Here is a 20,880-nt window from a genome sequence, read left to right as displayed (position 1 = left end):
CACCCGTTTCACAGAACGTGGTAGTCGCGATTGTGGTAGATCAGCGGCCGCAAATTATCGCCGATGCGCAGGCCTGTCACCTTGCCAAAAAGCACACGGTGGGTGGCCAAATCCTTGGCATCGACGATCTGGCAATCGAACACGGCGAGCGCCCCTTTCAGTGTCGGCGCGCCTGTCGAGATCACGTCCCATTCGCCGAGCGCAAAGCGTTCTTCGGGCGGCAGGCCGGTAATGCCGGAAAAGCCCACGGAGATCGCCTCCTGGTCCGAGGCGAGCGTGTTCAGCGCAAAGTTGCCATTCCTGATGAACGGTTCGTTCTTCGGATTTTCGCGGTTGAGGCAAACAAGCACGGTGGGCGGCGTGTCGGAGACCGAACAGGCGGCAATCACCGTTGCGCCGCGTTTGCCCGCCGGGCCGTCCGTGGTCACCACATGCACATGGCCGGCAAAATGCGCCATCGCATCGCGATAGTGCTGTGGCCCGATGTCATTGATCTTCAGCACCCGATGATTCCACCTGTCAAAACCAAGTCCGTTATATATGGCCACATATTGCACGCCACAAGTTGCCTAGCATGGGCGAAGTGCTTGACCGCAGTCCTGAAATTCGCGTGTTGCGCCGGGATTAGCCAGCCTTTAGGTCTTTGCTGGAATAGTGCCGGACTGTAACTCCGGCATAGGGGAACCTCTTCGCCCGAATGCGCCATATCACGACGACATTAGCCGCGCTGTTCTGGCTGTCGCTGGCCGCGAGCGCCAATGCCGATATGTTGGTCGGCGTCGCCGCGCCGCTCTCCGGGCCGTCGGCGATCCTCGGCAAGCAGATCGAGGCAGGAAGCGGGCTGGCGGCGGAGGCCCAAGGCATCACGGTCAATACCGTCGACGACGCCTGCACCGCCGACGGCGGCGCGGCGGCCGCCAGGCAATTCGTGGACGCCAAAGTCAGTGTCGTTGTGGGCTTTCTCTGCACCGAAGCGATCGAGGCGGCGTTGCCGATCCTGAAGGACGCCAATATTCCCGTCGTCACGATTGGCGTGCGCACCGAAAGCCTGACCGACAGGCGCGCCAAGACCGGCTGGCCGGTCTACCGGCTCGGGCCGCGCGGCGACGACGAGCGCAATGCCGTGGCCACGATCCTCACCCGGCTTTGGCAGAACGACTTGTTCGCCATTGTCGATGACGGCACCATTTATGGCCGAGAGGTCGCCGAGACCTTCCGCGCGGCGGCTGAGCAGGCGGCGCTGAAGCCGGTCTTCGTCGACACCTTTCGGCCGCAGCTCGACAACCAGATCGGGCTGATCGGCCGTTTGAAGAAGGCAGGCGCGACCAAGGTGTTCGCCGGCGGCGATGGCGACGACATCGCCATCATGGGGCGCGACGCCGCGCAGCTCGATGCCGGCATCACCTTCGCCGGCGGCGAGACGTTGCGGACGCCGGCCGGCGATGTTCCCTATGCGGTAGGCACGCTGATGATCGCATTGCCGGAATGGGCGGAAATCGCAGACCCCAAGGTCGTGCAGGCCTTTGGCGAAAGGAAGATCGTGACGGACGGCTATACCTTGCCGGCCTATGCCGCGGTAGAGGTGGCGAAAGCGGCAGCGGCCGATGCTGAAAGCTCCGGCAAGTCGCTCGTCGAGGCCCTGACCGGGCATGATTTCGCAACCGCGATCGGCACCATCCGCTTCGACGAAAAGGGCGATCTCAGCCAGAACCCGTTCCGCGCCTTCCGCTTCGACGGGACGCATTTCGTTCCGCTGGAGGAAAAGTGATGTTCCGCACCGGACCCCGTAACCTGATCACCGATGTCGCCGGCCTCAGCGTCGGCAATGCGGACGACGCCGGGCTGAAATCGGGCGTGACGGTGGTGCTCTGCGAGGAGCCGGCGGTGGCCGGCGTCCAGGTGCTGGGCGGCGCGCCCGGCACGCGCGAGACCGATCTGCTCGAGCCGCAGAATTCCATCGAGGCCATCCACGCCGTCGTGCTGTCCGGCGGTTCGGCCTTCGGGCTCGATGCCGCTTCCGGCGTGCAGGCAGCGTTGCGGGAGAAAAACATCGGCGTCGAGGTCGGCGGCTTCCGCGTCCCGATCGTGCCGGCGGCGATCCTGTTCGACCTGCGCAATGGCGGCGATAAGGACTGGGGCCGTTATCCGCCCTATCGCGAGCTCGGCTACGCGGCGGTTCAGGCGGCAACGGCCGGCTTCCCGATCGGCACGGTCGGCGCAGGCACCGGCGCGCTGACTTTCAGGCTGAAAGGCGGGCTGGGGTCGGCTTCGACCGTGCTCGATAGCGGCGTCACCATCGGCGCGCTCGCCGCCGTCAACCCGACCGGCTCGGTGACGGTCGGGCGCAGCCGCCACTTCTGGGCGGCGCCTTTTGAGATCGGCGACGAATTCGGCGGCCTGGGTTATCCCGACCCGATGCCGGAAGACGCCAGAAAAATCCTTTTGAAATACCGCGACCGGCATGTCGGGACACAAGCGGAAGGCGGCAGCACAACGATTGCGGTCATCGCCACCGACGCGGTTCTGACCAAGGCCGCCGCCAAGCGGCTGGCGATTGCGGCGCATGATGGTTTCGCCCGCGCCATCTGGCCGACTCACACGCCGGCCGACGGCGACCTGGTCTTCGCGCTGGCGACCGGCAGCAGCCGCATCGAGCTCAGCGCCGACGCAGCGATCGATCTCTATGCGGCCGCCGGCGCCACCATGGCCCGCGCCGTCAGCCGCGGTGTCTATGCGGCCACGCCCGCCGAGGGCGATCTGTTTCCGGTCTGGTCGTCCCGCTGACGATCGTCCGCGGATCAGGTCGGGTCGGACTTCTCTTCCTCGAACGTCACCGCGACATCCGAATTCGCCGACAACCAGACTTTTTTCTCGTCGATTTCCGCGACGAGACTGAGCGGAATGTAGTGGTGGTGGCCTCTATGCCTGCCCATGCCGCTGTCGGCCTTGGTCAGCTTGATGCGCTGCCCATCGACCTTGTCGACGGTGCCGATATGAACGCCATCGGCGCCGATCACTTCCATGTGCTCGCGTATCTTGCTGATGTCGGTGGTCATGCTGGTCCTCCGTTGGATGGCCGCGCCCCTGTCGACGTGAGACGGCCGACAATAACAAACGAGCGCCGGATTGGATGCATCGAGCGCCACCTCTTGTTCACCATGGCGTGATAGGCATGACGCCAATGAGACAGACTGCATCGCCAGCGACACGCAACCTGAACGGCCATTCGCCATGCGACGTGGCCTGCTGCCCGTGACGCCGCTGCGGCCAAGCTCTTTTCGCCTCGGAAACCGCCTGCGCGATGCCCTACCCTCGACGGGCACCGCTGGCGTTGGCGCCTTGCTCTGGGGCATGGCGATGGGCGCAAGCGCGTTCCGCAACCTGCTGCTCTATAACTGGGAGACGTCGGACAGGGTCCGCCTCGTTGTGTTTCTGTATTTCATCGGCGGCGCGCTTGCATTTCCGGTCGGTCTGACGCTCGCCAGGCTGGTATCGCGCGGCCGTCACTGGGAAACCGCGCTTGCCGCCGCCTTCGTATGCCTGCTCGGCGCAACGCTTGGCTTCACCGGCGGCCTTTTCGCGCTGCAATACCGTTCCTATTACGCCGAGTGGCACGCGCCGGCCTTCACGCTGACCTGGGCATTCGAGTACGTCTTCACCGTGCTGACGGCGCTCTATCAGTTCGTCGTCCTGGGTGTGCGGCTCTATTTCCCGCTCGGCTTCCTCGCCCTTGCCGTGGCCAGCATCTGGTTCGCGCGCCAGCGGCGTTGAGCATTTGGCCCGCCTCTGTTAGGACGCGGCCAAAGCTTCTCCCAGGCAGGACTTGGAAAAGATGATCCCTCGCTATTCTCGACCGGAAATGGTCGCCATCTGGTCACCCGAAACCCGCTTCCGCATCTGGTTCGAGATTGAGGCGCATGCCTGCGACGCGCTGGCCGAGCTCGGTGTCATCCCGAAGGAAGCGGCGAAAACCATCTGGGAAAAGGGCGCCGCCGCCAAATTCGACGTCGACAAGATCGACGAGATCGAGCGCGTCACCAAACACGACGTGATTGCTTTCCTCACCCATCTTGCTGAATTCGTCGGCCCGGATGCCCGCTTCATCCATCAGGGCATGACCTCATCCGACGTTCTCGACACCTGCCTTGCAGTGCAATTGACGCGCGCCAGCGACATCTTGCTTGCCGACATCGACGCGCTGCTTGGCGCCCTGAAACGCCGCGCCTTCGAGCACAAGGACAGCATCACCATCGGCCGCAGCCACGGCATCCATGCCGAGCCGACGACCTTCGGCGTCAAGCTGGCGCAGGCCTATGCCGAGTTCTCGCGCTGCCGCGAGCGGCTGGTGCATGCAAGGGAAGACATCGCCATCTGCGCCATCTCGGGCGCCGTAGGCACCTTCGCCAACATCGATCCCTATGTCGAAGAGCATGTGGCAAAGAAGCTCGGACTGAAGCCGGAGCCGGTGTCGACGCAGGTCATCCCGCGCGACCGCCACGCCATGTTCTTCGCCACGCTCGGCGTCATCGCCTCGTCGGTCGAGCGGTTGGCCATCGAGATCCGCCATCTCCAGCGCACCGAGGTGCTGGAAGCGGAAGAGTATTTCTCGCCGGGACAAAAGGGCTCGTCGGCGATGCCGCACAAGCGCAACCCGGTGCTGACCGAAAATCTCACCGGCCTTGCCCGCATGGTGCGTTCCTACGCCATGCCGGCCATGGAGGATGTCGCGCTCTGGCACGAGCGCGACATCTCGCATTCCTCGGTCGAGCGCATGATCGGCCCCGATGCGACGGTGACGCTGGATTTCGCGCTGTCGCGGCTGACCGGTGTCGTCGACAAGCTGCTCGTCTATCCTGACAACATGCTGAAGAACATGAACAAGTTCCGCGGCCTTGTGCATTCGCAGCGCGTGCTGCTGGCACTGACGCAAGCCGGCGTGTCACGCGAGGACGCCTACCGCCTGGTGCAGCGCAACGCCATGAAGGTATGGGAACAAGGCGCTGATTTCCTTGAGGAACTTCTTGCCGACAAGGATGTCACGGCAGCGCTTCCCGAGGCCGAGATCCGCGAGAAATTCGACCTCGGCTACCACACCAAGCATGTCGACACGATCTTCAAGCGAGTGTTTGGAGAGGGCTGAGACAAGCTTCCTTCTCCCGTATAGTGACGGGGAGAAAGGCGCTTTCGCCGACGGCTTCGTCAAGCCTTGCCTGGCACAGTCCTGATCACCGTCCCCCACGGGTCTTCCCGCACAGTCTCGGCCTTCACATTGTCCGAGCGCATCTCGACCCAGGCGAGGCCCGAACGGGCCGGATCGCGGCGGCCGGCGCCGGCGCTGTGCCAGGCGTTGGCGCCGATATGGTGGTGGTAATGGCCGGACGACAGGAACACGGCCTGGCCGCCATATTTGGCGACGGTGTCGAAGCCGAACTCGTCATGCCACCAGGCTTCCGCCTCTTCCGGACGACCGACCCGCAAATGGACGTGGCCGACGATGGTGTTTTCCGGAGCGCCCTGCCAGCCGGCGTCACCCGCCGGCACGCTGGCGACGACCGCAGGCAGGTTCAGCCGCTCGGTCGCCATGGCTATTCTGTCGCCATTCCATTTCCAGTCCTGCGGGCGGCGGTCGGAATAGATCTCGATGCCGTTGCCCTCGGGGTCGGTGAGATAAAGCGCTTCGCTGACCAGATGATCCGACGCGCCCTCGATGCCGATCCGGTTGGCGGCGGCGTGGTTGATCCAGCGGCCGAGATCGGCGCGCGACGGCAGCAGGAAGGCGGTGTGGAAAAGGCCGGCGCTGCGCGGATCGTCGGGCTTCGCGGAGGCATCCTGCTCCAGCACCAGCAGCGGACGGTTGGCGGCGCCAAGCGTGATCGCGCCCTCTGCGCGGCTCAGCTCTTGCAGGCCGACGACCGCGCGGTAATAGGCGGCAAGGTTTTCGGCGTCGCGCGCCTTCAGACCGACACGCGAGACGCTGACCGGCGTGGTCGCGGCAAAAGGCAGTTCGCTCATCAAACTCTCCGTTCTGGCGGCGACCTCCCGGTAGCGGCCACACCAGCTTTTATTAGGTACTTCTGTTTCCTGCCTCAGATTGTCCATCGCGATCGTTCACACAAGATGGAAAGAATCGAACACGTTGTTCACATTTGTGATCCGCTGCGCCCGACCGCCACGGTTGCATGAGACAGGGCCGCTCGCTACATCGGCGCCATGAAAGTCAAGGACGCAGATATTCTCATCGTGCCGGGCTACACCAATTCCGGCCCCGAGCACTGGCAGACCCGTTGGCAGTCGAAGCTATCGACGGCGCGCCGGGTGGAACAGGCCGAATGGTCGAAGCCAGTGCGCGAGGACTGGACGGCACGCGTGGCGAAGGCCGTCAACGAGGCCGAGCGGCCCGTCGTGATCGTCGCGCATTCGCTGGGCGTGGCGGCGGCGGTGCAGGCCATTCCGCAATTCGAAAGGCCAGTCGCCGGCGCTTTTTTCGTGGCACCGCCCGATGTCGCCAATCCTGAGATCAGGCCGAAGCACCTGATGACCTTCGGCCCCTATGCGCGCGAGCCCCTGCCCTTTCCGTCGATCGTGATCGCCAGCCGCAACGATCCGTTCTGCGCTTTCGACGTCGCTGAGGACATTGCCGCCGCCTGGGGGTCGCTGTTCATCGACGCCGGCGAGGCCGGCCATCTCAACGCGGATTCAGGCTTCGGCCCCTGGCCGGAAGGCTCGATGACCTTCGCCAAGTTCCTGACCGAGCTGAAGGAACCTTGAGCAAAGTCAAGACGATATGGCGCGCTCAGGCGCCGATGGAATCCCGCATGCTCTTCAAAAGCGTCTTGGCGCCGAGCGAGATCAGCGTGTGGTCCGAGCCCATGGCGAGCAGCCGGTAGCCCATCGACACGACGCGCCCGGCGACGGCCGGTTCGATGACGTAGATCGCGGCATGTTTGCCCGCCTTGCGCGTCCGCTCGGCGATCGAGGCCACCGTCTCCATCATGCTTTCCAGCGTCGAATTGACCGTGGTGCCGTTCGACCAGGCGATCGAGAAGTCCGATGGGCCGACGAAGATGCCGTCGATGCCGGGCGTCTCGAGGATGCCGTCCAGCGCCTCGAACGCCGCCCGCGTCTCGACCATGGCAAAGGCCATGGTGCGCTGGTTCGAGTCGCGCAGCCATTCGGCGTGGTCGCCCTTGCCGTGGCGCGGGAAGGCATAGGTAGGGCCCCAGGAGCGCTCGCCCATCGGCGGGTATTTCATGGCGGCGGCGAACTGCCTGGCATCGGCGACGGAGTTCACCATCGGGGCGATCACCGCCTCGGCGCCGAAATCGAGCGCCCGGCTCGCCATGTCGAAGCGGCCGACCGGAATGCGCACCAGGGCCGGCTTGTTGGCGGCCAGCACCGGCACCAGGCCGCGCAGCACGCTGTCCTCGTGATGGCCGCCATGCTGCATGTCGAGGGTGACGGCATCAAAGCCCTGCTTGGCGATGATTTCGACCGTCAGCGCATCCGGCACCCCGGACCAGGCGGTGAACAGCGTTTCGTCGGCAGCCAGGCGGGATTTGAGCGACATCGGAACTTCCCTTGTTAACAACGCATCGGCCCGAAAATCGGATCGATTTTCGGAAAGCACGATGCGAAGACCAAAGCGTTGGAGCGTATTTTGTGCGTCCAAAAGGACGCATGTCGCTCCAATGCAGTTTCAGCCGGAAACGGCGGCAAGGCAAAGAAAAACCGCCCGACTCGGCCGGGCGGTCGATTGGTCCAGCTAGAGCATGATGCCGAAAAGTGTGAAGCGGTTTTCGGACGACATCATGCTCATAAAGACTCAGGCGTTCTTGATCTGCTCGATCGCCTGCGCCATCAGCTCGTCCATGGTGCGGCGGATCTGATGGTCCGACTGGTTGACGCCGGCCGCGTCGAAATCCTTGCGGATCTTGCGGAAGACGTCGTGATCGCCGGCTTCCTCGATGTCGGAGACGACCACCTCCTTGGCGTAGGTCTCTGCATCGGCGCCGGTTTTGCCAAGCTTTTCGGCGGCCCAGAGGCCGAGCGCCCTGTTGCGGCGCGCCGAGGCCTTGAAGCGAAGCTCTTCGTCGAAGACGAATTTGCGCTCGAAGCCCTCTTCGCGGTCTTTCATGCTGCTCATGACGTCCCTCCGGTCAAATCGATTCGCTTGGCGATGAATATGTGTGCTTACCCAGCACAAACCAAAAGGCTGCCGGCCGGTCAATACGCTACATCGTATGCTGCGCTGCGGCATTTCAGTCCCGAAACCGGTTGATCGGCTGGATTTGCCGATTGAGCAAACATTACGATTGCTATAGACACCGGCATTGAACGCCACCGTCGCCGCAACTAATTTAGGCAGACGGACAGGAACCGGTCGCTTGCCGCCTGCCCGCCAATCCAGAGAAAAAATCAGATGAAAAATCGCCGCCGCATTTACGAAGGCAAGGCCAAGATCCTCTATGAGGGGCCTGAGCCGGGAACGCTGATTCAATTCTTCAAGGACGACGCCACCGCCTTCAACAAGAAGAAGCATGAGGTGGTCGACGGCAAGGGCGTGCTCAACAACCGCATTTCCGAGCACATCTTCAATCACCTCAATCGCATGGGCATCCCGACACACTTCATCCGCCGGCTCAACATGCGCGAGCAGCTGATCAAGGAAGTCGAGATCATCCCGCTCGAAGTGGTGGTGCGTAACGTTGCCGCCGGCTCGCTGGCGAAACGCCTCGGCATCGAGGAAGGCACGGTGCTGCCGCGCTCGATCATCGAATTCTACTACAAGGCCGATGCTCTCGACGACCCGATGGTGTCGGAAGAGCACATCACCGCTTTCGGCTGGGCAAGCCCGCAGGAAATCGACGACATCATGGCTTTGGCCATTCGCGTCAACGACTTCCTCTCCGGCCTGTTCCTCGGCGTCGGCATCCAGCTGGTCGACTTCAAGATCGAATGCGGGCGCCTGTTCGAGGGCGACATGATGCGCATCGTCGTTGCCGACGAGATTTCACCGGATTCCTGCCGGCTGTGGGATGTCGCTACCCAGGACAAGCTCGACAAGGACCGCTTCCGCCGCGACATGGGCGGTCTGGTCGAGGCTTACCAGGAAGTCGCCCGCCGTCTCGGCATCATGAACGAGAACGAGCCGCCGCGCCCGACGGGTCCGGTGCTCGTCGCCTCCTCCGAGCCGCCCAAGGGCATGAAGCACTGATTACAAGCGGCCTGCCGGCAACGGCAGGTCCGCCGCCAGCGCCACCGACCACCCAGGAGTATCGATGAAAGCCCGCATCACCGTCACCCTCAAGAACGGCGTTCTCGACCCGCAGGGCAAGGCGATCGAGCATGCGCTGTCGGGGCTGGGCTTCGACGGCGTCGGCCAGGTGCGTCAGGGCAAGGTGTTCGACATCGAGCTCGACGGCACCGACAAGGCCAAGGCCGAAGCCGACCTCAAGGCCATGTGCGACAAGCTTCTGGCGAACACAGTGATTGAGAATTACGCGGTGGAGATCGCCTGACAATGAAATCAGCCGTCGTCCTCCTGCCTGGCCTCAACCGCGACCGCGACATGATCGCGGCGCTGACCAAGATTTCCGGGAAGGCGCCGGCGACCGTCTGGCAGACCGATACCGAAATCCCCGATGTCGACCTGATCGCCATTCCCGGCGGCTTCTCCTTCGGCGACTATCTGCGCTGCGGGGCGATCGCCGCGCGTATGCCGGTCATGCGGGCGGTGGCCGAAAAGGCCGCCAAGGGCGTCATGGTTGTCGGCGTCTGCAACGGCTTCCAGATCCTGGTCGAGGCCGGATTGCTACCGGGCGCCCTGATGCGCAACGCCTCGCTGAAATTCGTGTGCCGACAGGTGAAGCTCGAGATCGCCAACGCCAACACCATGTTCACCCGCCGCTACCAGCCGGGCCAGATCATCCGCTCGCCGGTCGCGCACCACGACGGCAATTATTTCGCCGATGCTGAAACGCTGGCGCGCCTCGAAGGCGAAGGCCAGGTGGTGTTCCGCTACGCCGAAGGCACCAATCCCAACGGCTCGATCAACGACATCGCCGGCATCGTCAGCGTAAAGGGCAACGTGCTCGGCCTGATGCCGCATCCGGAGAACCTGATCGAGGCCGCGCATGGCGGCAGCGACGGCCGCGCGCTGTTCGAAGGCGCGCTTGGCGTCGCCGCTTGATCCTTTCCGGACGTTTCCTTCAGAACAATTATTTCAGAGCAACGGGCGGCTTGACCATGAGACTGACGATTGCCCGCCTTGCTCTCCTGGCTGCCGCCGGTTTGGCGCTTGCCTCTTGCCAGTCCGGGCCGAAGACCGCGCCGTCGCCGTCAGGCAAGAGCGCCTCGCTGCTTGCCATGGAGCAGGTCGCGATCGCTGCGCATAAATGCTGGATCGCCAGCAAGGATCCGGCCTTCAAGTCCTACCAGATGGCCAATGAGCTGAATTCCTACAGCGGCACGCCGCGCTTCCTGCTGGTGCCGGCCAAGCATTATGGCGGCAAGCCGCTGCTGGTGGTGCAGGCACAGGGCAATTCCAGCAAGGTGGATGTGTTCGGGCCGCTGATGGCCGAACCGCTCGGCGCTCGTATCGGCTCCGACATCGCCCGCTGGCAGGCCGGCAACCCCTCCTGCGCCGCCGCCGCGTGAGCCTGCCATGAGCCGGTTCCTGCAGATGGCGGGACTGGTCATCGGGCTTATCGGGCTCGTCCTGCAATTCGCGATCACCGTCCCCGCGTCCATGGCGGCAGGTCGCAGCCTGCTCGGCTCGATCGTCTTCTATTTCAGCTTTTTCACCATCCTGACCAACGTCGCCGCGGTGCTGGTGCATGCTTCGCTGCTGTCACCAACCTGTTATGCCTGGTTCCCGGCCTTCGCCCGGCGGCGCATGCGGGCCGGCGTCGCGGTCGCCATAACTCTGGTCTTCATCGTCTATTCGACCGTGCTGGCACGCCTTTGGGCGCCGGAAGGCCTGTTCCTGCTGTGCGATATCCTGCTCCACTATGTGGCGCCGCTGATCTTCGTGCTGTGGTGGCTGATCGCAGGCGCCGACGGGAAAACGCGCTGGCGCGACATTTCCTGGTGGATGATCTATCCGCTCGCCTATCTCGTCTATGTGTTGATACGCGCACCCTTCGCCGGCGAAGTGCCCTACCCGTTCCTCGATGTGGCGAAGAACGGCGCGGCCGGCGTCGCCATTTCGGCGCTGGCCACGACCGCGCTGTTTCTCGGCCTGTGCGTGCTCGCCGTGCTTGCCGATCACGGCGTCGCCCGCCTGCGGAAGTGATCCGCAGCCGCTCCGGAAGCGATTAGTCCCAGAACGGCCTGATGCCTTCGCGATGGGCGTCGCAGCGTGAGACACCGATATCCTTGAGCTGCTCGTCGGTCATCTCAAGCAGCGCAAGGCGCCCGCGACGGCGCTCCAGCATCCGCCCGATCTGCCTGGCGACGGAACGAAGCACAAGCGTCAGCCGGCCGACGAAGCCGCGCCGAACCGACGAATGGCCATACAATTCAGCGCCGTCGCGATGGAATGCATCAATTGTATTCATATCTCGTTCTGCCAAACTGATGAATTGTACCCTTCCCACCCGTGATGTCATATCGATTGACTCATCGCGCGGTGCAATATAGAAAATTGTCACCATGACAAATTGGCTCCCCGATCTTTCCGCTGGCTCCGGCCCCCTGTATCAGCGTCTTGCTGACAGCATTGAGTCAGATATCGACAAGGGCATTATCGATGCCGGTGCAAAACTGCCGCCGCAGCGCGACCTCGCCTATGACATCGGCACCACTGTCGGCACCATCGGCCGGGCCTATCAGTTGCTGCGAGAACGCGGGCTGGTGAGCGGCGAGGTCGGGCGCGGCACCTATGTGCTCGCACAACGCACGGAGATCCCGAAAGCGGATATCGAGCCCGCCGTCCAAGGCACGCGCGCCATCGATGCCCCGACGGGCAAGCTGCGCTTCGACAGTACCGCGGCACCCGATGTCGGCCAGGGCGCCGTCATCGCGGACTTGCTGGCGCGCACCGCGCAGGAACATCCGCACGACATAGCGAGCTACACCAGGGATTTTCCCGAACGCTGGTACGAGGCCGGCAGCCGATGGCTGTCGCGCAACGCCTTCCGCCCCTCGCCCGATTCGATTGTTCCGACACTCGGCACCCATGCCGCCGTGATGGCGGCGATCGCCGCGCTCACCACGCCCGGCGACTATGTCGTCTTCGAGCACCTCACCTATTCGCAGATCTCGCGCAGCGCCGGGCTGATCGGGCGCCGCACCGCGCTGGTGTCGGCGGATGATGAAGGCATCGACCCTGACGATTTCGAGCGCGTCTGCGCGCAGAAACACCCCAAGATGATGTTCGTGATGCCGACGGCGAAGAACCCGACGCTGGTGACGCTGTCGGCGGAGCGGCGCCAGGCGATCGCGCGTATTGCGCGCGAGTACAATGTCGTCTTGATCGAGGACGACCTCTATGGCGAATTGACCGACGATCCGACGCCGCTGCTTGCCGAATATGCCCCCGAGCGCACGATCGTCGCCGGCGGCCTGTCGAAATCGGTCGCGGCCGGCGTGCGCGGCGGCTGGCTTTCCTGTCCGCCCGCCTACCGCCACCGCATCCGCGTCGCCCACAAGATGATGACCGGCGGCCTGCCCTTCCTGCTGGCGGAGGTTGGAACCAGGCTGGTGATGTCCGGCCAGGCCGGCGATATCCGCCAACGCTGCATTGCCGAGATCCAGGCCCGTCTCCAGGTTGTGCGCGAGACGCTGGCGGGGTTCGACTTCAAGACAAGGGACAATGTGCCCTTCGTCTGGCTGACTTTGCCGGACCCGTGGCTGTCGGGCACCTTCAAGAATGCCTGCCTGGCGCAGGGTGTGCTCATCGACGACGAGGATGAATTCAAGGCCGGCCGTTCCGAGCAGGTCTTTCACAGCGTCCGCTTTGGCGTATCGCAGCCGCGGCAGAGCGAGGATGTCGCCCGCGGCGTCGCGGTCATCCGCCGCTTGCTCGACGAAGGCCGCGCCGGCTACGACAGTTTTTCCTGACCCGCCCAGCGCTGTCGGTCGAGCATGCGCCGACGCGGTGGTTTTCTGGCGTTTTTTCGTTATCCGGTGGGGTGTATCGCGCGAAAGCTTGCGATAAGAGGAGACTCGAAAAATCCCCTCTCCCACGGATACCGATCGCCGCCCATGACCATTTCCAATTCCGTGCCGATCACTCCCGAGCTCGTCGCCGCGCATGGGCTGAAGCCCGACGAATACCAGCGCATCCTCGATCTGGTCGGCCGCGAGCCGAGCTTCACGGAGCTCGGCATCTTCTCGGCGATGTGGAACGAGCACTGCTCCTACAAGTCGTCCAAGAAATGGCTGCGCACGCTGCCGACCAGCGGCCCGCAGGTTATCCAAGGGCCGGGCGAGAATGCCGGCGTGGTCGACATCGGCGACGGCGACTGCGTCGTCTTCAAGATGGAGAGCCATAACCATCCCTCCTATATCGAACCCTATCAGGGCGCGGCGACCGGCGTCGGCGGCATCCTGCGCGACGTCTTCACCATGGGCGCGCGGCCGGTTGCAGCGATGAACGCGCTGCGCTTCGGCGCGCCGGACCATCCGAAAACCCGGCATCTGGTCGCCGGCGTCGTCTCCGGCGTCGGCGGCTATGGCAACTCCTTCGGCGTGCCGACGGTGGGCGGCGAGGTGAATTTCGACGCGCGTTACAACGGCAATATCCTGGTCAACGCCTTCGCGGCCGGCCTCGCCAAGACCAACGCCATCTTCCTGTCGCAGGCCAAGGGCGTCGGCCTGCCGGTCGTCTATCTCGGCGCCAAGACCGGGCGCGACGGCGTCGGCGGCGCCACCATGGCTTCGGCCGAGTTCGACGACAAGATCGAGGAGAAGCGGCCGACCGTCCAGGTCGGCGACCCCTTTACCGAAAAATGCCTGCTGGAAGCCTGCCTCGAGCTGATGGCGTCGGGCGCCGTCATCGCCATCCAGGACATGGGTGCCGCCGGTCTCACCTGTTCGGCCGTCGAGATGGGCGCCAAGGGCGATCTCGGCATCGAGCTCGATCTCGACAAGGTGCCGGTGCGCGAGGAGCGCATGAGCGCCTATGAGATGATGCTGTCGGAAAGCCAGGAGCGCATGCTGATGGTGCTGCGCCCCGAAAAAGAGGAAGGGGCCGAGGCGATCTTCCGCAAATGGGGCCTCGACTTCGCCATCGTCGGCAAGACGACCGACGACCTGCGCTTCCGCGTCCTGCACCAGGGCGACGAGGTCGCGAACCTGCCGATCAAGGAACTGGGCGACCAGGCGCCGGAATATGACCGCCCGTGGGTTGAAGCGAAGAAGCCTGCGCCGCTCGCGGCCAGCGATGCGCCGAAAGCCGATGTCGCGGACGCGCTGCTGAAATTGCTTGGCGGGCCGGATCTCTCCTCGCGCCGCTGGGTGTGGGAGCAATACGACACGCTGATCCAGGGCAATTCGCTGCAGCTTCCGGGCGGCGACGCCGGCGTGGTGCGCGTCGACGGCCATCCGACCAAGGCGCTGGCCTTCTCCTCCGATGTGACGCCGCGCTATTGCGAAGCCGATCCTTACGAGGGCGGCAAGCAGGCCGTCGCCGAGTGCTGGCGCAATCTCACCGCCACTGGCGCGCTGCCGCTCGCCGCCACCGACAACCTCAATTTCGGCAATCCGGAGCGGCCGGAGATCATGGGCCAGTTTGTCGGCGCGGTGAAGGGCATCGGCGATGCCTGCCGCGCGCTCGACTTCCCGATCGTCTCCGGCAATGTCTCGCTCTACAACGAGACCAACGGCCGCGGCATCCTGCCGACGCCGACCATCGGCGGCGTCGGATTGATTGCCGACTGGTCGAAGATGGCCCGCATCGGCTTCGCCGCCGAGGGCCAGATGATCGTGCTGGTCGGCGCGCCGGCAAGCTGGGGCAGCCATCTCGGCCAGTCCGTCTATATGCGCGACATCCACGGCCGGACCGACGGCCCGCCGCCGCCGGTCGATCTCGAACATGAGAAGCGCGTCGGCGACCATGTCCGCGCGTTGATCGCCTCCGGTATCGTAACGGCCGCGCACGACGTATCCGATGGCGGCCTTGCCGTGGCGCTCGCCGAAATGGCGATGGCGTCAGGCATCGGCGCCACCATTCCAGGGCTTACCGGCACCGACCCGATCCCGGTCTGGTTCGGCGAGGACCAGGGCCGCTACCTGCTGACGCTCTCGATCGACCCGCAAAGCGGCGAATGGGACAGGATCCGCGAGGAGCAGGGCATGCTCGGCATCTTCGCGCCTTGGATCGGTACGACCGGCGGTCGCGAATTGAAACTCGGCGAAGCGCGCACGATCCCGGTCAGCGAATTGACCGCCGCCCATGAGGGCTGGTTCCCGCGCTTCATGGATCAGGCCGTTTGACCAGATTGGCGGTCCGGGCGCTGCTTGCAGCCGTCTTCTGGCCGTCGCTGTTCTTTTTCTGGTTTCTCGGGCCGTTCGTCTTTCTGCTGCTGTCGACGACCTCGAGCGAGGTTTGTCCGCGGCTCGAAACGCGGGTCGAATTTCTTGCCGCGGCCAACGGCACAATTCCGATGCTGGCCGTCCAGAGCCTCGTCTACACGATTCCGGTTTTGTGCCTGGTCCTCTGGGAGCAGCTTTTGCCGGAACCGGCTCGGGCAAGGCAGATCGTCACCTGCGTCAAGCTCTTTGCTGTGACCGTCGTCCTCGGAGCGCTGTGGGCCTATGGTTCCTCGCTTATGTGCGATGGGTACGGCCAGTCGTTCTTCTCCCCGATGTGGCAGTGGACCAGTTACTTGCCCATGGTCGGTATCGCGATCAATGTCCCGCTCTATGTGCTGACCTTCAGCCTCGGTCGCGCCTACTCGATGCGTGAGGACGTGCCCGCCTCCGACGCGGCTCATCTGGATCAGAACATGTCGTGAGCCGTCGGCGTGGACGGAACCGCTTCAATCCGGGCCGGAAAGGCTCTACGCTTAGCGCCGACTCTCATCGTACGGGCTGCACCGCTCCCCGCTCGAAAACAGGATTTTTGTCATGGCAATGGACGCGCGCGACATCGAACGGTTGATCAAGGAAGGCATTCCGGACGCAAAGGTGACGATTCGCGATCTGGCAGGCGACGGCGACCATTACGCGGCCGAAGTAGTGGCCGAAAGCTTCCGCGGCAAAAGCCGGGTGCAGCAGCACCAGATGGTCTATGACGCGCTGAAGGGCAATATGGGCGGCGTGCTGCACGCGCTGGCGTTGCAGACCAGCGTTCCCGACTGAGCCCGGCCACCAACCAGGCTTAAAAGCATGTCTCCCGAAAGTGGGAACCGGTTTCGGGACAAAGACATGCGTAAAATCAAAAACCTAAAGCGCACGGAGCGAATCTGAAAGATCGCGACGCGCTTTAGCCCAAAACGCACCATCCCTTGCGCCATTCCGTTGGCGTCGTGGCTAACGTCTTGTTTCAGCCAACCTATGGGTTTATTTGATGGACATGTTTCGAGCCTGACTCCCACAGGCGTGAAAGGATCGTCCATGACCGGCATCAACGACTACATCGACAACGAAGTGAAGAGCAACGACGTCGTGCTCTTCATGAAAGGCACGCCAGGCTTCCCGCAATGCGGGTTTTCCGGCCAGGTTGTGCAGATCCTCGATTATATCGGGGCCGACTACAAAGGCGTGAACGTGCTCGACTCGGCAGAGCTGCGCCAGGGCATCAAGGACTACTCCAACTGGCCGACCATTCCGCAGCTCTACGTCAAGGGCGAGTTCGTCGGCGGTTGCGACATCGTGCGCGAGATGTTCCAGGCCGGCGAGTTGCAGGATTTCCTCGTCGAAAAAGGCGTCAGCGTCAAAGGCGCCGCCTAAGTTCGCGCGGGCCGGCAATTTAGCCGGCAGATGCAAGGCACCCGGGGCCGCCCCCACCTCGGCAATGTAGTTCCCGACTTCGGGGAACGAGACGAACAAATGCGCCGGTCCACCGGCGCATGTTCGTTTGCAAGATCGGATTTTGCCGTGGACAAGCAGATAGAAGCGTCGCAACGGGCTCTGCCCATTCCGCGCTGGGAATTCATTGCGCTCTGCGCGGCGCTGATGGCGCTCAACTCTCTGGCCATCGATATCATGCTGCCGGCCCTGCAGCAGATCGGAGCCTCGCTCGGCGTCGAGAACGAAAACCACCGCCAGTACGTCATCACCGCCTATATTCTCGGCTTCGGCAGCGGACAGATCTTCTTCGGTCCGATCTCCGATCGCTTCGGGCGACGCGCGCCGCTGGTCGCCGGTCTGATCATCTATGTCGCGGCGGTTGCCGCAGCTGCTGTCGCGCCCACCTTTGCCATCCTGCTTGGCTGCCGTGTCGTGCAAGGCCTCGGCGCCGCGGCGACGCGCGTCATCGCCGTCTCGATCGTGCGCGACACGTTCGAGGGCCGCCGCATGGCCGAGGTGATGTCGCTGATCTTCATGGTGTTCATGGCGATCCCGGTCGTCGCCCCCGGCATCGGCCAGTTCATCATGCTCTTCGCCACCTGGCACTGGATCTTCGTCACCATGGCCGTCGGCGCGCTGGTCGTCTCGAGCTGGTCGCTGCTGCGCCTGCCGGAAACGCTGCATCCGGAATACCGCCGGCCGCTGACGGTCAATGCGGTTGTCGGCGGCTTCCGCATCGTGCTCACCAACCGCATCGCGCTTTGCTATGCCTTTGCCAGCACCTTCATCTTCGGTGCGATGTTCGGCTTCATCAATTCGGCGCAGCAGATCTATCTCGACGTCTTCCATGTCGGCGAGCTGTTCCCGCTGATCTTCGCCGGTGTCGCCGGCGTGCTTGCTTTCTCGAACTTCCTCAACGCGCGGCTCGTCGGCAAGATCGGCATGCGCCGCCTGTCGCAAAGCGCGCTGCTCTTGTTCCTCGCCATCAGCCTGATCTGGCTTGTCGTCTCGCTCGAAATGCAGATGCCGCTCTGGCTGTTCATAACCTTCTTCGCCGGCGCGATGGTGCCGTTCGGCTGCCTCGGCGCAAACTTCAACGCGCTGGCGATGGAGCCGCTCGGCGAGCTTGCCGGCACGGCGTCCTCCATCCTCGGCTTCATGCAGACTTTTCTCGGCGGCCTCCTCGGCACGCTGATCGGCCAGGCCTATAACGGCACGGTCACGCCCCTGGCGGCCGGCTTCTGCAGCGTCTCGGTCGCGGCCCTGCTGATGATCCTGATCGCCGAGCGCGGACGGCTGTTCCAGCCGCACAATCCGCCGGTGTGACGCAAGGAACGTCGGTCTATTCGGCCCAAAGCTCGAGGCGCAATTCGTCCCAACTTTGCTTGTCCGGTGCGACGAGCAGCCCGCCGTCGACATGCGACGGCAGATAAGGATCGCCGTCGATGCGCGCGGCATAACCGCCAGCCTCAGCATGGATCAGCACGCCAGCCAGGTGATCCCAAGGCATCAGCTTGTTGTAGACGACGAAGTGGCCGTGGCCGCTCGCCAGCAACCGGTATTCATGCGCCGCGCAGCGATAGCCGAACTGCGACAGCGCCTTGGTTTGGTTGCGCGCCAGCCGGGAGCGCTCCGGTTCCTTGAGATACTGCCACGATACCGCGCCCGTCATCTGCGAGATCGGCACCGGCTCGGCGACCCGCACCTTCTCCAGCGCGCCATGCGCGTGGCGGATATGGCTGCCGGCCCCCTTGGAGCCGATCAGCCAGTCTTTGCCGACCGGGTCGTGGATGATACCTGCAACCGTCTCGCCTTTGACGACGACGCCCATCATGACGCCGAAGAGCGGCACGCCGGAGGCGAAGTTGAAGGTGCCGTCGACCGGATCGATGACGAAGGCAAGCTCGGCGTCACCCAGACCGGCAAGCAAGGCCGGATTGTCGGAGCAGGCCTCCTCGCCGACGATCATCGCTGAAGCGTAGCGCTCGCGCAGCCTGGCTGCGATCAGCCTCTCGGCATTGACATCCGCTTCGGTCACCAGATCGGCGGCCGACGTCTTCTGGCGGACATCGCCCTCGCCCAGCCGGCGGAAGCGCGGCATGATTTCGGCCCTGGCTGCGTCGGCGAGAAGGTCGGCCAGCCAGTCGATCGCACGATCGTCAAATGTCATCGGAAATGTCTTGCCCTGTGATGAAGCGCGCATCGAGCGCGGCGAAGTCGAACAGTTTTCGGTCAAGCAGGTGTGAGGGCCGCACATTGGTCATGGCGCGGATCATCGTGTCCTTGCGGCCGGGCATGCGCTTCTCGATGTCGTCGAGCATCGCCTTCATGGCGTTGCGCTGCAGCCCTTCCTGGCTGCCGCAGAGGTCGCAGGGGATAATCGGGAACTTCATGGCGCCGGCGAATTTCTCGAGATCGGTCTCCGCGCAATAGGCGAGCGGGCGCAGCACCATGACGTCGCCCTCGTCGTTGATCAGCTTGGGCGGCATGGCGGCGAGACGCCCGCCATGGAAGAGGTTCATGAAGAAGGTCTCGAGGATGTCCTCGCGGTGGTGGCCGAGAACCAGGGCGGCGCAGCCCTCCTCGCGCGCGATGCGGTAGAGATGGCCGCGCCTCAGCCGCGAACAGAGCGAGCAATAGGTACTGCCCTCGGGCAGCTTGTCGGTGACCACCGAATAGGTGTCCTGGTACTCGATGCGGTGCGCAATATCGTTGGCATTGAGATAGTCGGGCAGGATGTGTTTTGGAAAATTCGGCTGGCCCTGGTCGAGGTTGCAGGCGAGCAGCTCGACCGGCAGCAGGCCGCGCCATTTGAGGTCGAGCAGCAGGGCGAGCAGGCCATAGGAATCCTTGCCGCCGGAGAGCGCCACCAGCCAGCGCTCGCCGGGCTTCACCATGGCGAAGTCTTCGATCGCCTGGCGGGCAAGCCTCAAGAGCCGCTTGCGCAGCTTGTTGAACTCAACCGAGGACGGCACGTCGCGAAAAAGCGGATGAAACCCGCCCTCCTCCTCGCCGGCGATCGGTTCAAGCGATTTGACGCCAAGTGATTTGGTATCTGGCAGCATGTTCATGGCACTGGTGCCCAGTGGTCGTTGTCGCCAACCGGATTAGCGGACACGGCCGACAAAGAAAAGGCCGCCTCGAGGGCGGCCTTCGATTGCTTGCTGCTGGATTTTCGATCAGCGCGAATAGAATTCGACCACCAGGTTCGGCTCCATCTGGACGGCGAACGGAACGTCCGACAGACCGGGAACGCGGGCGAAGGTGGCGGTCATCTTGTTGTGGTCGGCCTCGATGTAGTCCGGCACGTCGCGCTCGGCGAGAGCGACCGATTCCAGCACGATGACGAATTGCTTCGACTTCTCGCGCACCTCGATGACGTCGCCCGGCTTGCAGCGGTACGAGCCGATGTTGGTGCGCCTGCCGTTGACGTTGACGTGACCGTGGTTGACGAACTGACGGGCGGCGAAGATGGTCGGCACGAACTTGGCGCGATAGACGATCGCGTCGAGACGCGACTCGAGCAGGCCGATCAGGTTCTCGGAGGTGTCGCCCTTGCGGCGGTTGGCCTCTTCATAGACCTTGCGGAATTGCTTTTCCGAAACATCGCCATAGTGGCCCTTCAGCTTCTGCTTGGCGCGCAGCTGCAGGCCGAAGTCGGAAAGCTTGCCCTTGCGGCGCTGGCCGTGCTGGCCGGGGCCGTATTCGCGCTTGTTGACCGGGGACTTCGGGCGGCCCCAGATGTTTTCGCCGAGACGGCGGTCGATCTTGTATTTCGCGGATTCGCGCTTGCTCATCGCATTCCCTTTCAAAACAATATACCCGGAACCCCAATGGCTCCAGGCGAAGGAAACGCGCCCTCCTCTGGCCTCCGTTTTCGAGACCTGACAGGGTTTTCCACGCAACGCGACGGAAAACCCACGG

General features: G+C 63.7%; 25 protein-coding genes. 16 read left to right on the top strand and 9 right to left on the bottom strand.

Annotation, left to right across the window (positions count from 1 at the left end; all coding sequences use genetic code 11):
- Nucleotides 1–8: 8 nt before the first annotated feature.
- Nucleotides 9–503: a flavin reductase gene (locus ABID26_RS25545; RefSeq protein ID WP_126099998.1), complete on the bottom strand. Its 495-nt coding sequence runs from the start codon at nucleotides 501–503 to the stop codon at nucleotides 9–11.
- Nucleotides 504–697: 194 nt separating this feature from the next.
- Here ABID26_RS25545 and ABID26_RS25540 point away from each other — a divergent pair, with 194 nt between their 5' ends.
- Together ABID26_RS25540 and ABID26_RS25535 are read left to right on the top strand one after the other, a co-directional pair.
- The gene (locus tag ABID26_RS25540) at nucleotides 698–1,768 is read left to right on the top strand and encodes a branched-chain amino acid ABC transporter substrate-binding protein (protein WP_292301805.1); all 1,071 of its coding nucleotides are present in this window, start codon (nucleotides 698–700) and stop codon (nucleotides 1,766–1,768) included.
- Nucleotides 1,768–2,784: a P1 family peptidase gene (locus ABID26_RS25535; protein ID WP_292345123.1), complete on the top strand. Its 1,017-nt coding sequence runs from the start codon at nucleotides 1,768–1,770 to the stop codon at nucleotides 2,782–2,784. Before ABID26_RS25540 ends, ABID26_RS25535 begins: the two co-directional genes overlap by 1 nt.
- Nucleotides 2,785–2,798: 14 nt before the next feature.
- Here the strand turns inward: ABID26_RS25535 and ABID26_RS25530 are convergent, their stop codons facing one another.
- On the bottom strand, nucleotides 2,799–3,056 hold the full coding sequence (locus ABID26_RS25530) for a DUF2171 domain-containing protein (RefSeq protein WP_292299048.1): 258 nt from the start codon (nucleotides 3,054–3,056) through the stop codon (nucleotides 2,799–2,801).
- A gap of 175 nt (nucleotides 3,057–3,231) precedes the next feature.
- Here ABID26_RS25530 and ABID26_RS25525 point away from each other — a divergent pair, with 175 nt between their 5' ends.
- Together ABID26_RS25525 and purB are read left to right on the top strand one after the other, a co-directional pair.
- On the top strand, nucleotides 3,232–3,771 hold the full coding sequence (locus tag ABID26_RS25525) for a hypothetical protein (RefSeq protein WP_292299046.1): 540 nt from the start codon (nucleotides 3,232–3,234) through the stop codon (nucleotides 3,769–3,771).
- A gap of 61 nt (nucleotides 3,772–3,832) precedes the next feature.
- The gene (gene purB / locus ABID26_RS25520; protein WP_292299044.1) at nucleotides 3,833–5,140 is read left to right on the top strand and encodes an adenylosuccinate lyase; all 1,308 of its coding nucleotides are present in this window, start codon (nucleotides 3,833–3,835) and stop codon (nucleotides 5,138–5,140) included.
- Between the two features lie 59 nt (nucleotides 5,141–5,199).
- Here purB and ABID26_RS25515 read toward each other — a convergent pair whose 3' ends face one another.
- On the bottom strand, nucleotides 5,200–6,012 hold the full coding sequence (locus ABID26_RS25515) for a VOC family protein (RefSeq protein WP_292299042.1): 813 nt from the start codon (nucleotides 6,010–6,012) through the stop codon (nucleotides 5,200–5,202).
- Between the two features lie 198 nt (nucleotides 6,013–6,210).
- Between ABID26_RS25515 and ABID26_RS25510 the strand changes: the two genes are divergently transcribed.
- Nucleotides 6,211–6,768, top strand: a complete 558-nt coding sequence (locus tag ABID26_RS25510; RefSeq protein WP_126099993.1) for an RBBP9/YdeN family alpha/beta hydrolase — start codon at nucleotides 6,211–6,213, stop codon at nucleotides 6,766–6,768.
- 25 nt (nucleotides 6,769–6,793) lie between these two features.
- Here ABID26_RS25510 and ABID26_RS25505 read toward each other — a convergent pair whose 3' ends face one another.
- Both ABID26_RS25505 and ABID26_RS25500 read right to left on the bottom strand, forming a co-directional pair.
- A complete protein-coding gene (locus ABID26_RS25505; RefSeq protein WP_126099992.1) occupies nucleotides 6,794–7,567 on the bottom strand; it encodes an HpcH/HpaI aldolase family protein in 774 nt (257 codons plus the stop codon).
- Between the two features lie 255 nt (nucleotides 7,568–7,822).
- Nucleotides 7,823–8,143: a DUF1476 domain-containing protein gene (locus tag ABID26_RS25500; protein WP_126099991.1), complete on the bottom strand. Its 321-nt coding sequence runs from the start codon at nucleotides 8,141–8,143 to the stop codon at nucleotides 7,823–7,825.
- Between the two features lie 276 nt (nucleotides 8,144–8,419).
- Here ABID26_RS25500 and purC point away from each other — a divergent pair, with 276 nt between their 5' ends.
- The 5 genes from purC (at nucleotide 8,420) to ABID26_RS25475 (ending at nucleotide 11,293) form a co-directional block, all read left to right on the top strand.
- The gene (gene purC, locus ABID26_RS25495) at nucleotides 8,420–9,214 is read left to right on the top strand and encodes a phosphoribosylaminoimidazolesuccinocarboxamide synthase (RefSeq protein WP_124997632.1); all 795 of its coding nucleotides are present in this window, start codon (nucleotides 8,420–8,422) and stop codon (nucleotides 9,212–9,214) included.
- Nucleotides 9,215–9,278: 64 nt separating this feature from the next.
- On the top strand, nucleotides 9,279–9,518 hold the full coding sequence (gene purS, locus ABID26_RS25490) for a phosphoribosylformylglycinamidine synthase subunit PurS (RefSeq protein ID WP_126089007.1): 240 nt from the start codon (nucleotides 9,279–9,281) through the stop codon (nucleotides 9,516–9,518).
- A 2-nt stretch (nucleotides 9,519–9,520) separates the two neighbouring features.
- A complete protein-coding gene (gene purQ, locus ABID26_RS25485) occupies nucleotides 9,521–10,189 on the top strand; it encodes a phosphoribosylformylglycinamidine synthase subunit PurQ (RefSeq protein ID WP_292345124.1) in 669 nt (222 codons plus the stop codon).
- Between the two features lie 56 nt (nucleotides 10,190–10,245).
- Nucleotides 10,246–10,656: a hypothetical protein gene (locus ABID26_RS25480; protein WP_292345125.1), complete on the top strand. Its 411-nt coding sequence runs from the start codon at nucleotides 10,246–10,248 to the stop codon at nucleotides 10,654–10,656.
- A 7-nt stretch (nucleotides 10,657–10,663) separates the two neighbouring features.
- The gene (locus tag ABID26_RS25475; protein WP_292345126.1) at nucleotides 10,664–11,293 is read left to right on the top strand and encodes a Pr6Pr family membrane protein; all 630 of its coding nucleotides are present in this window, start codon (nucleotides 10,664–10,666) and stop codon (nucleotides 11,291–11,293) included.
- Between the two features lie 22 nt (nucleotides 11,294–11,315).
- Here the strand turns inward: ABID26_RS25475 and ABID26_RS25470 are convergent, their stop codons facing one another.
- Nucleotides 11,316–11,558 carry a DUF1127 domain-containing protein gene (locus ABID26_RS25470; RefSeq protein ID WP_292345136.1) on the bottom strand — a complete coding sequence of 81 codons (243 nt, stop codon included), beginning with the start codon at nucleotides 11,556–11,558 and terminating at the stop codon, nucleotides 11,316–11,318.
- A 94-nt stretch (nucleotides 11,559–11,652) separates the two neighbouring features.
- On the opposite strand from ABID26_RS25470, the gene ABID26_RS25465 reads away from it, so the two are divergent.
- The 6 genes from ABID26_RS25465 to ABID26_RS25440 all read left to right on the top strand — a co-directional run bounded on the left by ABID26_RS25465 (nucleotide 11,653) and on the right by ABID26_RS25440 (nucleotide 18,282).
- Nucleotides 11,653–13,062 carry an aminotransferase-like domain-containing protein gene (locus ABID26_RS25465; RefSeq protein WP_292345127.1) on the top strand — a complete coding sequence of 470 codons (1,410 nt, stop codon included), beginning with the start codon at nucleotides 11,653–11,655 and terminating at the stop codon, nucleotides 13,060–13,062.
- Nucleotides 13,063–13,206: 144 nt separating this feature from the next.
- Nucleotides 13,207–15,438, top strand: coding sequence for a phosphoribosylformylglycinamidine synthase subunit PurL (gene purL / locus ABID26_RS25460; protein ID WP_126099986.1), 2,232 nt, complete (start codon nucleotides 13,207–13,209; stop codon nucleotides 15,436–15,438).
- Nucleotides 15,435–15,959, top strand: coding sequence for a hypothetical protein (locus ABID26_RS25455; protein WP_292373613.1), 525 nt, complete (start codon nucleotides 15,435–15,437; stop codon nucleotides 15,957–15,959). The genes purL and ABID26_RS25455 overlap by 4 nt, the downstream gene beginning before the upstream one ends.
- 112 nt (nucleotides 15,960–16,071) lie before the next feature.
- A complete protein-coding gene (locus ABID26_RS25450; RefSeq protein ID WP_059185115.1) occupies nucleotides 16,072–16,305 on the top strand; it encodes a BolA/IbaG family iron-sulfur metabolism protein in 234 nt (77 codons plus the stop codon).
- A 255-nt stretch (nucleotides 16,306–16,560) separates the two neighbouring features.
- Nucleotides 16,561–16,896: a Grx4 family monothiol glutaredoxin gene (grxD, locus tag ABID26_RS25445; RefSeq protein WP_059185116.1), complete on the top strand. Its 336-nt coding sequence runs from the start codon at nucleotides 16,561–16,563 to the stop codon at nucleotides 16,894–16,896.
- A 225-nt stretch (nucleotides 16,897–17,121) separates the two neighbouring features.
- Nucleotides 17,122–18,282: a multidrug effflux MFS transporter gene (locus ABID26_RS25440; protein WP_435528611.1), complete on the top strand. Its 1,161-nt coding sequence runs from the start codon at nucleotides 17,122–17,124 to the stop codon at nucleotides 18,280–18,282.
- Nucleotides 18,283–18,298: 16 nt separating this feature from the next.
- Here the strand turns inward: ABID26_RS25440 and ABID26_RS25435 are convergent, their stop codons facing one another.
- The 3 genes from ABID26_RS25435 to rpsD form a co-directional block, all read right to left on the bottom strand.
- Nucleotides 18,299–19,126, bottom strand: coding sequence for an inositol monophosphatase family protein (locus tag ABID26_RS25435; RefSeq protein ID WP_292373615.1), 828 nt, complete (start codon nucleotides 19,124–19,126; stop codon nucleotides 18,299–18,301).
- Nucleotides 19,116–20,027 (bottom strand): tRNA 2-thiocytidine(32) synthetase TtcA, encoded by a 912-nt coding sequence (gene ttcA, locus ABID26_RS25430; RefSeq protein ID WP_126099981.1) that lies wholly within the window; start codon nucleotides 20,025–20,027, stop codon nucleotides 19,116–19,118. Before ttcA ends, ABID26_RS25435 begins: the two co-directional genes overlap by 11 nt.
- A gap of 108 nt (nucleotides 20,028–20,135) precedes the next feature.
- The gene (gene rpsD / locus ABID26_RS25425) at nucleotides 20,136–20,753 is read right to left on the bottom strand and encodes a 30S ribosomal protein S4 (protein WP_292373617.1); all 618 of its coding nucleotides are present in this window, start codon (nucleotides 20,751–20,753) and stop codon (nucleotides 20,136–20,138) included.
- Nucleotides 20,754–20,880 lie beyond the last annotated feature (127 nt).

The organism is Mesorhizobium shonense (assembly GCF_040545255.1).
Lineage (GTDB): Bacteria > Pseudomonadota > Alphaproteobacteria > Rhizobiales > Rhizobiaceae > Mesorhizobium > Mesorhizobium shonense.
This window is presented reverse-complemented; position numbering and strand designations above follow the sequence as displayed.

Excerpts from the sequence above, each read along its gene's own strand:
- ABID26_RS25540 (WP_292301805.1), top strand. The coding sequence starts at position 698 with ATGCGCCATATCACGACGACATTAGCCGCGCTGTTCTGGCTGTCGCTG.
- ABID26_RS25535 (WP_292345123.1), top strand. The coding sequence starts at position 1,768 with ATGTTCCGCACCGGACCCCGTAACCTGATCACCGATGTCGCCGGCCTC.
- ABID26_RS25530 (WP_292299048.1), bottom strand. The coding sequence starts at position 3,056 with ATGACCACCGACATCAGCAAGATACGCGAGCACATGGAAGTGATCGGC.
- ABID26_RS25525 (WP_292299046.1), top strand. The coding sequence starts at position 3,232 with ATGCGACGTGGCCTGCTGCCCGTGACGCCGCTGCGGCCAAGCTCTTTT.
- purB (WP_292299044.1), top strand. The coding sequence starts at position 3,833 with ATGATCCCTCGCTATTCTCGACCGGAAATGGTCGCCATCTGGTCACCC.
- ABID26_RS25515 (WP_292299042.1), bottom strand. The coding sequence starts at position 6,012 with ATGAGCGAACTGCCTTTTGCCGCGACCACGCCGGTCAGCGTCTCGCGT.
- ABID26_RS25510 (WP_126099993.1), top strand. The coding sequence starts at position 6,211 with ATGAAAGTCAAGGACGCAGATATTCTCATCGTGCCGGGCTACACCAAT.
- ABID26_RS25505 (WP_126099992.1), bottom strand. The coding sequence starts at position 7,567 with ATGTCGCTCAAATCCCGCCTGGCTGCCGACGAAACGCTGTTCACCGCC.
- ABID26_RS25500 (WP_126099991.1), bottom strand. The coding sequence starts at position 8,143 with ATGAGCAGCATGAAAGACCGCGAAGAGGGCTTCGAGCGCAAATTCGTC.
- purC (WP_124997632.1), top strand. The coding sequence starts at position 8,420 with ATGAAAAATCGCCGCCGCATTTACGAAGGCAAGGCCAAGATCCTCTAT.
- purS (WP_126089007.1), top strand. The coding sequence starts at position 9,279 with ATGAAAGCCCGCATCACCGTCACCCTCAAGAACGGCGTTCTCGACCCG.
- purQ (WP_292345124.1), top strand. The coding sequence starts at position 9,521 with ATGAAATCAGCCGTCGTCCTCCTGCCTGGCCTCAACCGCGACCGCGAC.
- ABID26_RS25480 (WP_292345125.1), top strand. The coding sequence starts at position 10,246 with ATGAGACTGACGATTGCCCGCCTTGCTCTCCTGGCTGCCGCCGGTTTG.
- ABID26_RS25475 (WP_292345126.1), top strand. The coding sequence starts at position 10,664 with ATGAGCCGGTTCCTGCAGATGGCGGGACTGGTCATCGGGCTTATCGGG.
- ABID26_RS25470 (WP_292345136.1), bottom strand. The coding sequence starts at position 11,558 with ATGAATACAATTGATGCATTCCATCGCGACGGCGCTGAATTGTATGGC.
- ABID26_RS25465 (WP_292345127.1), top strand. The coding sequence starts at position 11,653 with ATGACAAATTGGCTCCCCGATCTTTCCGCTGGCTCCGGCCCCCTGTAT.
- purL (WP_126099986.1), top strand. The coding sequence starts at position 13,207 with ATGACCATTTCCAATTCCGTGCCGATCACTCCCGAGCTCGTCGCCGCG.
- ABID26_RS25450 (WP_059185115.1), top strand. The coding sequence starts at position 16,072 with ATGGCAATGGACGCGCGCGACATCGAACGGTTGATCAAGGAAGGCATT.
- grxD (WP_059185116.1), top strand. The coding sequence starts at position 16,561 with ATGACCGGCATCAACGACTACATCGACAACGAAGTGAAGAGCAACGAC.
- ABID26_RS25440 (WP_435528611.1), top strand. The coding sequence starts at position 17,122 with ATGGCGCTCAACTCTCTGGCCATCGATATCATGCTGCCGGCCCTGCAG.
- ABID26_RS25435 (WP_292373615.1), bottom strand. The coding sequence starts at position 19,126 with ATGACATTTGACGATCGTGCGATCGACTGGCTGGCCGACCTTCTCGCC.
- ttcA (WP_126099981.1), bottom strand. The coding sequence starts at position 20,027 with ATGAACATGCTGCCAGATACCAAATCACTTGGCGTCAAATCGCTTGAA.
- rpsD (WP_292373617.1), bottom strand. The coding sequence starts at position 20,753 with ATGAGCAAGCGCGAATCCGCGAAATACAAGATCGACCGCCGTCTCGGC.